We start from the raw sequence: 11,515 nt of genomic DNA, 5'->3' as shown, positions 1-11,515 counted from the left end.
TAAGGATTTAAGATAATTCCCTGAAAGTCTTATTTCAACGTTTTTACAATCTCCCGGTTCAGAAAATAACCAGTGATCATAGTAGATAAAACATCGGCGACAGGAAAGGAAATCCAAACGCCAATCTCTCCATAATACATAGGGAGAAGGAGTATAAGTGGAATAAATATAAAACCCTGACGCGAAAGCGTTAAAAGAAAGGCTGGAGTGGCTTTCCCGATTGCCTGGAAATAAGCAGCACCAATAAGCTGAAGGGCAATAATGGGAGTAGCAGCAAAAACCCAACGCATTGCAGATGGGGTTTGCTCCACAATACTTTCATTTTGAGTAAAAACCCGCACGATATCTTCAGCAAAGAACATAATGCCCGTAAAAATGAAAAGGCCTAACACGCAGGAATACAAAATAGCCGTATTGATACTTTTTCTTACCCTGGAAAAATTTTCAGCTCCATAATTATAGCCTGCAATGGGTAAAAATCCCTGGGTTACCCCAAGCACAGGGAATAAGGCAAACATGAGCATTCTGCCTATAATTGCATATACGGTAACCGATTCTTCCCCGCCCAGATCGAATAAAATATTATTCATTAGGAGATAGGTTACACTTACCACTGCCTGCCTGGCCAGAGTAACCGCGCCAAGAGAACTTATCTCTTTAAGAATAGGAAAATCAAGCCGAAAATGGAAATGGTTTAGTTTTAATTCTGAATTTTTAGAAAGAAAAAACCAGAGAATATACCCGAAGCAAAACAGGTAGGAAACTGATGTAGCCCAGGCTGCACCTTCCATTCCCATATCAAGTTGATTAATCAAAATATAATCAAGAATAAGATTGGCAATTGAAGGGATGATCATTGCAGTCATGGCGAATTTTGGTTTCCCTTCTGCCCTAATGACATTATTACCCATCATACAAAGCGCCAGAAAGGGCACTCCGTAAAGAACTATGATATAATAAATCTTGGCAGGATCAAAAATATTCCCCTTCCCTCCAAAAGCCGGAATAATAGAATCCACAAATATCAAACCCGGAATGACAAAAGCCATGGCTAAAACCAGGGTTAAAGTAATCTGGTTCCCGAAAGTTTTCAAAGCTTTAGAATCATCTCCAGCGCCTAAGGCCCTGGAAATAATGGAAGAACCTCCAATTCCAATGGCCATTCCCAAAGCCGCAATAAAAAAAGAAACCGGTAAAACCACATTTATGGCGGCAATAGCAATGGGTCCTATCCAGTTCCCCACGAAAATCGTATCGACAAGAATATTGAGGGACATTACCAAAATCCCAACCGAGGCAGGTAAAGCTTGTTGTATTAAAAGCTTGCTGATAGGTTTTTCTCCCAGCTCCCTGGAATTAATAGGCATTAGGCCTCAACGGTTTGAAAAGCCCACTCATCTATCCATCGGGATAAGACTTTTACCCATTCTTCGCGGTCATTCAAACAGGGAACTACATGAAACTGGTCGCCTCCTACTTCATGGAAGATTTCCTGGCCTTCCATGGCAATTTCTTCCAAAGTTTCCAGGCAATCTGAAACAAAAGCCGGGGTAACAATAGCCAGATTTTTCATACCCTGTTTTCCAAAACGTTCAATAGTTCGGTCAGTATATGGTTTTAACCACGGGTCGAAGCCTAATCTGGATTGAAAGGAAACACTATAGGTATTTGGTTTTAATCCCAGTGTTTCTGCCACTAACCTGGTGGTTTCAAAACACTGATGGCGATAACAGAATTGATGCGCGGTTGAAGGGGTTTTACAACAGGAACCGTCAATTTTACAATGGGAATTGGTGATATCGCTTTTCCTGATATGCCTTTCCGGCACTCCGTGATAACTGAACAAAAGATGTTCGAATTTTTTACCTTCTAAATATTCTGAAATACTATTTGCCAGCGTTCGAACATAATCGGGATGATTATAAAATGAAGGCACATTGGTAAAACTCATTTCAGGAAAGTACTTTTTCCGAAGTTCTTCAGCTAAAACCAAAATTGTTTCGGTAGTTGCCATCGCAAATTGAGGATAAAGCGGAAATAGTAAAACTTCATCCACTCCCTGATCGTGTAATCCTTTTAAACCATCATGAATATTTGGGGTTCCATAGCGCATGGCCAGGGAAATCGGGATAGAAGTATTTTCATTGATTTTAGACTGCAACCTTTCAGAAAGTACGATCAAAGGGGAACCTTCATCCCACCAGATCTTTTGATAGGCAGCGGCAGATTGTTTTGGTCTTGTATTCAGTACAATACCTTTAACCAGTAGCGTTCTGGCCCAATATGGAACATCGATCACCCGCTCGTCCATAAGGAATTCGCCAAGATATCTTTTTACGTCTTTAGGATCTGTAGAATCAGGCGAACCCAGGTTTACCAGTAAAACTCCTTTGCTCATGTAGTTTTTATTTCAATGCAAAATTATCTCGAAATACCTTAAAAACGAATGAACATCTATTAAGGTTTTCTATATGCTTATTGATTTAAGGCGAAATTAATACAGCGGGTTAAATGTTCCAGGAATTGCGGTTCTGTATATGCTTCTTCCGTATGCCCAGCACCGGTGTAGATCGATTTTCCTCCCCCAACATAATTCTGATACCAGGCAATGGGATGATTTTTGCCATTTTTCCCTCCTTCATAGGTGCTTTCATCCAGATTGAGCAGAACTTTAAGGTCTGGCCTTATTTCTTTATAATTGTACCATTCATCGGTTCTTTCCCATTTTTCCGGAATATGGCTCACCATATAATTATCTGGAAATAAATTATAAACGGTCGCCTTCTGGATCTTTGGATGACTTTCAAAATAGGCACCTACCAGTTTTCCGTACCATGACCAGTCATATTCGGTATCTGCGGCGGCATGGATTCCGAAGAAATTCCCTCCGTTATCCATATAATTCTGGAATTTCATCTCTTCTTCCATGTTGAAAATATCTCCGGTCGTGCTCAGGAAAATAATCAGGTCGAATTTACTTAGATCATTTTCGGTAAAAAACCTGCTGTCCTGGCTAACCTCGACTTTAAAGTTATTTTCCTCTCCAATTTGTTTAATGGTCTGAGTCCCGGTTTCTATGGATTTATGCCTGAAACCCTGCGTTTCATGAAAAACCAGCACATTTTTATGCTGACTAAAAACGCTGAACATCATAAAAAACAGGAACGTTGAAATACTTATATTTTTCATCTTAGGTTGTTGAGAGTATATATTTTTTAGGGGTGGTGCCAAATTTTTTTCTGAAACCGGCAATAAAATGACTGGAAGTACTATAACCAACTTTCAGTCCAACTTCGTTCACATTGTAATCCCCGCTTTCTAAAAGCCGGCGTGCATATTCCATTTTATAATCAAAAAGAAAGCTGTAAACCGAATCCCCATAAATTTGTTTAAAACCTTCCTTTAATTTTTTCAGGCTTAAACCAATTTCATCTGAAAGTTCCTGTAAAGATGGAGGCTCAGCCATTCTTGAGATCACAATATCTTTCGCCCTTCTTATCTTTTTAATATTTTCCTCATCACTTAAAAATGGGCATTGGTCAATATCAGGGTTTTCAGATTTGTTGAAATATAAACTCAAAATTTCAAATGCCTTAGCCTTGAAATAAAGATTTTTGATACTTGCCGTTAAATTGAAATTCATCAATTGGTTAAGCGCCACCGCCATGGAAGGAGAGATTTGTGCGTCTTTATAATATTTTTTATCCTTGTTATCGGCACTTAAAAAAGTAATATAATCAGCCTCTTGTGAAAAGAGCGCGTGAAATTTTTTAATGGAAATCACCAGGGAGATCATCCAGGATTCTGAACTAAGGGCAACATTCAAGGGCAAATCCCTTTGCGGATTGTAGAGCAGCAACGAATTTTCCTCCTCTAAGGGAAGTTCGTAAGAACCTTCGTTAAAGAGAAATTTACAGTTGCCTTTTAAGTTAAAATGAAATTGAATAAAACTGTTGTCTATATCCCTGGACATCAGTTTAGTTTCGTTAGTATCATTCTGAAATTTAAGGATATAGAACCCGTCTTCAATTTTGAATTCTTCGGAAATACTTACAGCGTTGTTTTTAATTACTTCTTCCACCCTGTTTTCGAATTAATTATTTAGAATCAATCTAAACAAATCGTATTGAATTGCCTTTTATTGCTACAAAATTACAGTATTTTGAAATTTTAGGAGGCATTTTTATGATAATTATCATATATCGACACATTTAGTTCTTTCAGCGTTACTTTTTACTTTAACATTCCCTTAATTTTGACATCGCATTCCTAAAATTTATATGGAAGTACATCAACTTATTACAGGAAAACATTTTTACACCATTGGTTTAAGCTATAAAAAAGCGGATGCCGAGATACGAGGTCATTTTAGCCTGGACGAAAATGGAAAATATTCTTTGCTAAAACAGGCGAAAGCTGAAGGTATTCATGGAATTCTGGTAACTTCTACCTGCAACCGGACTGAAATTTACGGTTTTGCCCAACATCCTTTCCAGCTTATCAAATTGCTTTGTGAACATACGCATGGCACGGTGGAAGAGTTTGAGAAAGTCGCTTATGTCTATAAAAATAAGCAGGCGATTTCCCATATGTTTAAAGTAGGAACGGGATTGGACAGCCAGATTCTGGGTGATTTTGAAATTATCAGTCAGTTAAAAATCGCCTTTGTACGTTCCAAAAAATTGGGATTGGTAGATGCTTTTCTGGAAAGACTCGTAAATGCGGTGATCCAGGCGAGCAAGCGCATTAAAAATGAAACGGAGATTTCCAGCGGTGCCACTTCGGTTTCCTTTGCTTCCGTGCAATATATCTTAAAAAATATTGAGGATATTGCCAGTAAGAATATTTTACTTTTTGGAACCGGGAAAATAGGGAGAAATACCTGTGAAAACCTGGTCAAACATACACGCAATAATCATATTACGCTCATCAATCGCACGAAAGATAAAGCCGAAAAGATCGCGGGAAAATTTGATCTTAGCGTTAAAGATTATGCCGATTTGCAGGCAGAGATTCGAAATGCCGATATACTAATTGTCGCTACAGGTGCTCAAAACCCCACGATTTCCAAAGAACTTATCTATTCTAAAAAGAAGCTTTTAATCCTGGACCTTTCTATTCCGAAAAATGTTTCAGATGATGTAAGTGACCTGGAAAATGTTGAATTGATCCATTTGGATCATCTCTCCCAGATGACCGATGAAACCCTGGAAAAACGCAAACAATTTATTCCGCAGGCAAAAGAAATTATTACCGAAGTTGAAGGTGATTTCAACAAATGGCTGGAAACCCGGAAATTTGCCCCAACCATTAAAGCATTGAAGAAAAAACTTCGTTCGATGAAAGATGATGAAATTGATTTTCAGCGTCGGAAAAATTTAGATTTTGATGACCAGCATGCTGAAGTGGTAAGCAATCGCATCATTCAGAAAATTATGAAACATGTTGCCAATCATTTAAAGGAAGATTCAGAATCTACCAATGAAAGCCTGGAACTTATTCAAAAGGTATTTCAGCTAGAACAAATCGAAAAATGAGCAGGATCATACGCATCGGCACACGCGATAGCGAATTAGCGCTCTGGCAGGCGAAAACCGTACAAAGGGCATTATCCAATTTTAATTACGAAAGCGAACTTGTTCCCGTGAAATCTACGGGTGACCTCAACCTGGAACAGCCTTTATATGAAATGGGCATTACCGGAATTTTCACCAAAACACTGGACGTCGCCATGATCAAAGGCGAAGTAGATATTGCGGTTCACTCGATGAAAGACGTGCCAACGGCTCTGCCGAACGGCATTGTAGAAGCTGCAGTTTTACAAAGAGCGAGCAGTAAAGATATCCTCATCCATAAAGGTGTTCAATTTCTTGAAAGCGAAGGTATTATTGCCACAGGAAGTCTTCGCCGAAAAGCACAGTGGCTGCATAAGTATCCTAAACATCAAGTCACAGATCTTCGCGGAAATGTAAATACCAGGCTCAAAAAACTCGAAGAATCCAATTGGGACGGAGCGATTTTCGCTGCCGCGGGACTGGAAAGAATTGAGCTGAAACCGGAAAATTATATCGACCTGAACTGGATGGTTCCTGCACCGGCACAAGGCGCAATGCTGGTGGTTGCTATGGAACATGATGATTTTTGCAAAAATGCCCTGGCCCAACTCAACCATAAGGACTCTGAAATTTGCGTACATACCGAAAGGGAATTTTTAAAAGTCCTGGAAGGTGGGTGTACTGCGCCTATCGGTGCTTTGGCCAAAATTCAAAAGGAAACGCTACATTTTAAAGGCGCGCTGTTCAGTTTAGATGGAAGTAAAAAAATAGAAGTTGAAAAGGCAGTTTTGACCAAAGATGTGGAGAATTTTGGCAGATCCTGTGCAGAAATTATTCTTAATAATGGCGGACGGGAACTTATGGCTGAAATTAAATCGGTTTTAAATAATTGAGATGCCAAGGGTTCTTTCTACTAAAAAACTGGCAAAAAATCAGAAAGAATTACTTTTAAATTCCGGCATTGGATTGGTGGAATATGATGCAATCAGGATCGAGTTTGAAAATTTTGAGATAAATACCAGCCATATCAAAAATGCCATTTTCAGCAGTAAAAATGCGGTAAAAGCAGTAGAAAATAAGCCACTTGAAATCGAAAACTGTTTTTGTGTGGGAACAAAAACTTCAGCTTTATTGAAATCAAAAGGCTATAAAATTCTGGAAGTTGCTGAAAATGCTTCAGATTTAGGAAAATTGATCGCCGATGCTTATTCAGAAGAAAATTTTACTTTTTTCTGCGGAAATATTCGAAGAGTTGAATTGCCTGAATTATTGAAGAAAAACAAAGTGAAATTTGAAGAAATCCAGGTTTATAAAACCATCTTAAATTATCAAAAAATTGACGGTGGATTTAACGGAATTTTATTCTTCAGCCCCAGTGGCGTAGAAAGTTTCAGGGAACTAAATAACTGGAAAACCACAGCTTTTTGCATTGGAAAAACAACCGCGGCAGAAACTGAAAAATATAATTTTAAAACTGTTGTTTCAAACAGCGCTTCCGTAGAAAGTGTGATCGCAAAAACAGTAAAAACTTTAAAAAAATTGAATTTAAAATGATCAAAAACGATCTTTTACTTAAAGCATTGAGAGGAGAAAGCGTTGAAAGGCCACCGGTTTGGATGATGCGCCAGGCAGGAAGATATTTGCCAGATTTTATGAAACTCAAGGCAAAATATGATTTTTTCACCCGTTGCCAGACTCCGGAACTCGCTACCGAGATCACCGTAATGCCCATTCGCCAGATAGGGCCGGATGCGGCCATACTGTTTAGTGATATTTTAGTGGTCCCGCAGGCAATGCAGATTGAGGTGGAAATGAAACCGGGAAAAGGCCCCTGGCTGCCAAATCCCGTAAATACAGCAAGTAAAGTAAATGAGGTGATCGTTCCTGATGTTTATGAGGAATTAGGCTATGTGTATGATGCCATTAAAATGACCAAACAGGAATTGAATGATGAGGTGCCGCTAATTGGTTTTGCCGGTTCTCCCTGGACGATTTTATGTTATTGTGTGCAGGGACAGGGTTCAAAAACTTTTGACAAAGCCAAGAGGTTTTGCTTCGAAGAACCGGTTGCCGCGCATACGCTGCTTCAAAAAATTACCGATACCACGATCGCTTATTTAAAGGGAAAAGTAAAAGCGGGAGTAGATGCCATCCAGCTTTTTGATTCCTGGGGCGGATTGCTCGAACCAAAGGATTATCAGGAATTTTCCTGGAATTATATGCAACAAATCATCGATGCGCTAAAAGATGAGGTGCCGGTGATCGCCTACGGAAAAGGTTGCTGGTTTGCCCTCAAAGAAATGTCACAGTCCGGAGCTGCAGCGCTTGGCGTTGACTGGACCTGTGAAGCCAGAAATGCCCGTTATTTAAGCGGCGGACAGATTACCTTACAGGGGAATTTTGATCCAGCGCGATTGTATTCTAAACCAGTCGATATAAAGAGAATGGTCAAAAAAATGATCGATGAATTTGGAAAAGATCGCTATATCGCCAATTTAGGCCACGGGATTTTACCGGATATCCCGGTGGAAAATGCGCAGGCTTTTGTAGATGCAGTGAAAGAATATTAATTTTTTGTTATGTTAAGCAAGGGAATTCGGGACGAGGAAAATGAAAGGATCAATAGAATGATCACGCATTTGCTGGAAATGAAATTTGTTTCAGACTCATGGTTATTGGAACAAAAGCCGAAAGTTGATGCAACCCTGAAAGAAATCATTGACCTTGAAATTATTGAAATTTTAAAGACTTCTTCAGAAGAGCTTTTAGATATATTGAAATCCAAAAATTTCCAGGAAGATCATTATGAAAGTTTTGGTGATTTGTTGCTGAATATTTCAGATATGGAACCTCAGCATCAACATAATTTAGCAGAAAAATCATTAGCGATTTATCAGTTTGCCCAAAAACAGAGCAATACATTTTCCATAAGTCTCAATCAAAAAATTCAGGAGACGAAGGGCCCGCTATGATGGATGTTTCCGGGTTTACATATCAATCGATGTTCGATTTTTCGCCAAAGGAATTTCAAAGTTTTATTGCTGAAAATCGCGAACATATTATTGAGTCGTTTCCGGTGACTTTAAGGTCCTGTGAGAACCTGGCCAAAACCAAAACTTATTTTAAACAGGCAAAGAAACTGGAAGCCGCAGGGAAATGGAAATATTTCGTCATTGTTGGACATAACAATCCGGAAATCCTGGGATTTTTTGTGGTCAAAGAAATTTCAGCAAAAATAAAACGCGGCGAACTCGCTTATTTTGTGGATCGAAATTTTTCGGGAAAAGGAATTATCTCCAAAATTGCCCCGAAAATTATCGCATATGTTTTTGAAGAATTAGGCCTAAATAAAATCCTGATTTGCACATCTTCTAAAAATATGGCCAGCCAGAAAATAGCTTTAAAGAATAATTTTAAACGCGAGGGCATTTTAAGGCAGGAGTTTTTGAACTATTTCGGAAACCTGGAAGATATCAATTACTACGGCCTCCTAAAATCTGATTACCATTCCCATGAAAAATAAATTCTATCAATATATTGAAAATTTGCAGGATGAAATTACTTCAAAACTTGAAGAGATTGATGGAGTTGCAAAATTTAGGGAAGATCTTTGGGAACGTGAGGAAGGCGGTGGGGGCAGAACCCGGGTGATTGAAAATGGGAATGTTTTTGAAAAAGGCGGGGTGAATATTTCTAAAGTTTTCGGGCCGCTTGCCCCGGCAATGCAACAATACTTTGGCGTTGGGGAAGTCGATTTTTTCGCCTGCGGATTAAGCCTGGTGATTCACCCGAATAATCCCATGGTGCCTACGGTTCATGCGAACTGGCGTTATTTTGAGATGTATGATCAGGATGGAAATACCGTAGACCAGTGGTTTGGCGGCGGTCAGGATTTAACGCCTTATTATCTATTCGATGAAGACGCGGTTCATTTTCATCAAATTTCGAAAAATGCCTGTGATCGTCATGATCCTACTTTTTACCCTGAATATAAACGGAAATGTGATGAATACTTCCGAAACTCACATCGGGACGAAGGAAGGGGCATTGGTGGCTTATTTTTCGACTACCTAAAACCAGACGAAAACAGGAACATCCAGGAATGGTTTAATTTTGTGACGGAAGTTGGAAATTCTTTTTTGGAAGCTTATGTTCCTATTGTTAAAAAAAGGAAAAATTTATCCTATTCCGAAGCAAATAAAGACTGGCAGGAAATACGAAGAGGCCGTTATGTGGAATTTAATCTGGTGCATGATAAAGGCACTTTATTCGGGTTAAAAACCAACGGAAGGATTGAAAGCATTTTAATGAGCCTGCCGCCACAAGTACAATGGCGTTATGACCATCATCCTGAAACCGGTAGTGAAGAAGCACGATTATTAGAGGTTTTGCAGAATCCCAAAGAGTGGGTGTGAAATAGCTATAAGCATTTAGCTGGAAGTATTAAGCTATAAGCATTAAGCTGGAAGTATTAAGCTATAAGTTGGAAGCTGGAAGCTGGAAGTTTTAAGCACTAATTTGTAAGCTTTTAGCTTAGCGCTTAGAGCTATATTTTTAAATTTAGAAATGGTAGATTATAGGAATTATACTGTTTGGAAAAAAGCGCACGGACTTGTTTTAGATATTTATAAAACCACTCGCAACTTTCCTGCTGAAGAAAAATTTAACCTGATTTCTCAGTTAAATAGGGCTGCATTATCAATACCCACAAATATTGTAGAGGGCTGTGGGAGAGAAACTCAAAAAGAATTTTTGAGATTTTTATACATAGCTTCCGGATCTGCATTCGAGCTTGAATATTTAATATTAGTTTCTACAGATTTAAAATTTATTGATAAAGCCAGTTCAGAAAAATTAACTTCAGATATTATGGAAGTCAAAAAAATGCTCTATTCATTAATTAAAAAAGTTAAGTCCAATTTAAATTCAGCTAAGAACTGAAAACTTAAAACTTAAAGCTTAAAGCTTATAACTTAAAACTTACCGCGATCATGCTACGAAGAAATAGAAGATTAAGAACCAATGAATCCATTCGATCCTTAGTAAGGGAAACCCTGATTTCTCCTAATGATTTTATACTTCCGCTATTTGTGGTCGAGGGAAAAAATGTGAAAGAAGAAATAGCTTCCATGCCGGGATATTTCAGGTTTAGCCTGGATTTACTGAAAAAGGAAGTGAAAGAATGCTGGAAACTGGGCCTTCGCTCTGTTTTGATCTTTGTAAAAGTTGATGATAAACTGAAGGACAATTCAGGAACTGAAGCGATCAATCCGAACGGACTCATGCAAAAAGCGATCAAACTGGTGAAAGACACTACCCCGGAAATGATCGTGATGACCGATGTTGCCCTGGATCCCTATTCCTCTTTTGGCCATGATGGAATTGTTAACGATGGTAAGATCTTAAATGATGATACTACCGCCGTCCTTGCTGAAATGTCCCTCTCGCATGCGAAAGCCGGTGCCGACTTTGTTGCTCCAAGCGATATGATGGATGGAAGGATTTTCGAAATTCGAAGCCTGTTGGAAGATGAAGGCTTTCACGATACGGGGATTATAAGTTATAGCGCAAAATATGCTTCTGCATTTTATGGTCCGTTTAGGGATGCTTTGGATTCTGCACCGGGATTTGGAGATAAAAAAACCTACCAGATGGATCCTGCGAATCGCGAGGAAGCGATCAGGGAAACTTTGATGGATATTGAAGAAGGTGCCGATATTGTGATGGTAAAGCCGGGACTTTGTTACCTGGACATCGTTCGGGATATTAAAAATACCGTGAATGTGCCTATCGCTGTGTATCAGGTAAGTGGGGAATATGCCATGATTAAAGCGGCTTCTGAAAAAGGCTGGCTGGATCATGATGCTGTCATGATGGAACAATTAATCGCTATTAAACGTGCCGGGGCGAATATGATCGCCAGTTATTTTGCCAAGGATGCGGTTAAATTAATATCATAA

General features: G+C 39.0%; 13 protein-coding genes. 9 read left to right on the top strand and 4 right to left on the bottom strand.

Translation table 11 applies throughout. The features are described from left to right. Positions 1 to 29: 29 nt before the first annotated feature. From DHD80_RS03600 to DHD80_RS03585, 4 genes are all read right to left on the bottom strand, one after another. The gene (locus DHD80_RS03600) at positions 30 to 1,367 is read right to left on the bottom strand and encodes an MATE family efflux transporter (RefSeq protein ID WP_251739660.1); all 1,338 of its coding nucleotides are present in this window, start codon (positions 1,365 to 1,367) and stop codon (positions 30 to 32) included. Then, the gene (hemH, locus tag DHD80_RS03595; RefSeq protein WP_251739658.1) at positions 1,367 to 2,398 is read right to left on the bottom strand and encodes a ferrochelatase; all 1,032 of its coding nucleotides are present in this window, start codon (positions 2,396 to 2,398) and stop codon (positions 1,367 to 1,369) included. Before hemH ends, DHD80_RS03600 begins: the two co-directional genes overlap by 1 nt. Before the next feature lie 77 nt (positions 2,399 to 2,475). Next, on the bottom strand, positions 2,476 to 3,189 hold the full coding sequence (locus DHD80_RS03590) for a ThuA domain-containing protein (RefSeq protein WP_251739656.1): 714 nt from the start codon (positions 3,187 to 3,189) through the stop codon (positions 2,476 to 2,478). 1 nt (position 3,190) lies between these two features. Beyond that, positions 3,191 to 4,081, bottom strand: coding sequence for an AraC family transcriptional regulator (locus DHD80_RS03585; protein ID WP_251739654.1), 891 nt, complete (start codon positions 4,079 to 4,081; stop codon positions 3,191 to 3,193). Positions 4,082 to 4,280: 199 nt separating this feature from the next. Between DHD80_RS03585 and hemA the strand changes: the two genes are divergently transcribed. The 9 genes from hemA (at position 4,281) to hemB (ending at position 11,515) form a co-directional block, all read left to right on the top strand. Next, positions 4,281 to 5,537, top strand: a complete 1,257-nt coding sequence (gene hemA, locus DHD80_RS03580; protein WP_251739652.1) for a glutamyl-tRNA reductase — start codon at positions 4,281 to 4,283, stop codon at positions 5,535 to 5,537. Then, positions 5,534 to 6,448 carry a hydroxymethylbilane synthase gene (gene hemC, locus DHD80_RS03575; RefSeq protein WP_251739650.1) on the top strand — a complete coding sequence of 305 codons (915 nt, stop codon included), beginning with the start codon at positions 5,534 to 5,536 and terminating at the stop codon, positions 6,446 to 6,448. Before hemA ends, hemC begins: the two co-directional genes overlap by 4 nt. Before the next feature lies 1 nt (position 6,449). Beyond that, entirely contained in the window at positions 6,450 to 7,109 is a 660-nt protein-coding gene (locus tag DHD80_RS03570) for a uroporphyrinogen-III synthase (RefSeq protein ID WP_251739648.1), read from the top strand. After that, positions 7,106 to 8,125: a uroporphyrinogen decarboxylase gene (hemE, locus tag DHD80_RS03565; RefSeq protein ID WP_251739646.1), complete on the top strand. Its 1,020-nt coding sequence runs from the start codon at positions 7,106 to 7,108 to the stop codon at positions 8,123 to 8,125. Before DHD80_RS03570 ends, hemE begins: the two co-directional genes overlap by 4 nt. 9 nt (positions 8,126 to 8,134) lie before the next feature. Then, positions 8,135 to 8,527 carry a hypothetical protein gene (locus DHD80_RS03560; protein WP_251739645.1) on the top strand — a complete coding sequence of 131 codons (393 nt, stop codon included), beginning with the start codon at positions 8,135 to 8,137 and terminating at the stop codon, positions 8,525 to 8,527. Continuing rightward, positions 8,524 to 9,078: a GNAT family protein gene (locus tag DHD80_RS03555; RefSeq protein WP_251739643.1), complete on the top strand. Its 555-nt coding sequence runs from the start codon at positions 8,524 to 8,526 to the stop codon at positions 9,076 to 9,078. The genes DHD80_RS03560 and DHD80_RS03555 overlap by 4 nt, the downstream gene beginning before the upstream one ends. Beyond that, a complete protein-coding gene (gene hemF, locus DHD80_RS03550; protein ID WP_251739641.1) occupies positions 9,068 to 9,970 on the top strand; it encodes an oxygen-dependent coproporphyrinogen oxidase in 903 nt (300 codons plus the stop codon). Before DHD80_RS03555 ends, hemF begins: the two co-directional genes overlap by 11 nt. A gap of 151 nt (positions 9,971 to 10,121) precedes the next feature. Beyond that, positions 10,122 to 10,496 (top strand): four helix bundle protein, encoded by a 375-nt coding sequence (locus tag DHD80_RS03545; protein ID WP_251739640.1) that lies wholly within the window; start codon positions 10,122 to 10,124, stop codon positions 10,494 to 10,496. Between the two features lie 50 nt (positions 10,497 to 10,546). Next, positions 10,547 to 11,515 (top strand): porphobilinogen synthase, encoded by a 969-nt coding sequence (gene hemB / locus DHD80_RS03540; RefSeq protein WP_251739638.1) that lies wholly within the window; start codon positions 10,547 to 10,549, stop codon positions 11,513 to 11,515.

It is taken from the genome of Gramella sp. AN32 (assembly GCF_023718305.1).
Lineage (GTDB): Bacteria > Bacteroidota > Bacteroidia > Flavobacteriales > Flavobacteriaceae > Christiangramia > Christiangramia antarctica.
This window is presented reverse-complemented; position numbering and strand designations above follow the sequence as displayed.

Coding starts and splice junctions, on each gene's coding strand:
- DHD80_RS03570 (WP_251739648.1), top strand. CDS start 6,450: ATGCCAAGGGTTCTTTCTACTAAAAAACTGGCAAAAAATCAGAAAGAA.
- DHD80_RS03545 (WP_251739640.1), top strand. CDS start 10,122: ATGGTAGATTATAGGAATTATACTGTTTGGAAAAAAGCGCACGGACTT.
- hemC (WP_251739650.1), top strand. CDS start 5,534: ATGAGCAGGATCATACGCATCGGCACACGCGATAGCGAATTAGCGCTC.
- hemF (WP_251739641.1), top strand. CDS start 9,068: ATGAAAAATAAATTCTATCAATATATTGAAAATTTGCAGGATGAAATT.
- hemE (WP_251739646.1), top strand. CDS start 7,106: ATGATCAAAAACGATCTTTTACTTAAAGCATTGAGAGGAGAAAGCGTT.
- hemH (WP_251739658.1), bottom strand. CDS start 2,398: ATGAGCAAAGGAGTTTTACTGGTAAACCTGGGTTCGCCTGATTCTACA.
- DHD80_RS03560 (WP_251739645.1), top strand. CDS start 8,135: ATGTTAAGCAAGGGAATTCGGGACGAGGAAAATGAAAGGATCAATAGA.
- DHD80_RS03590 (WP_251739656.1), bottom strand. CDS start 3,189: ATGAAAAATATAAGTATTTCAACGTTCCTGTTTTTTATGATGTTCAGC.
- hemA (WP_251739652.1), top strand. CDS start 4,281: ATGGAAGTACATCAACTTATTACAGGAAAACATTTTTACACCATTGGT.
- DHD80_RS03555 (WP_251739643.1), top strand. CDS start 8,524: ATGATGGATGTTTCCGGGTTTACATATCAATCGATGTTCGATTTTTCG.
- DHD80_RS03600 (WP_251739660.1), bottom strand. CDS start 1,367: ATGCCTATTAATTCCAGGGAGCTGGGAGAAAAACCTATCAGCAAGCTT.
- hemB (WP_251739638.1), top strand. CDS start 10,547: ATGCTACGAAGAAATAGAAGATTAAGAACCAATGAATCCATTCGATCC.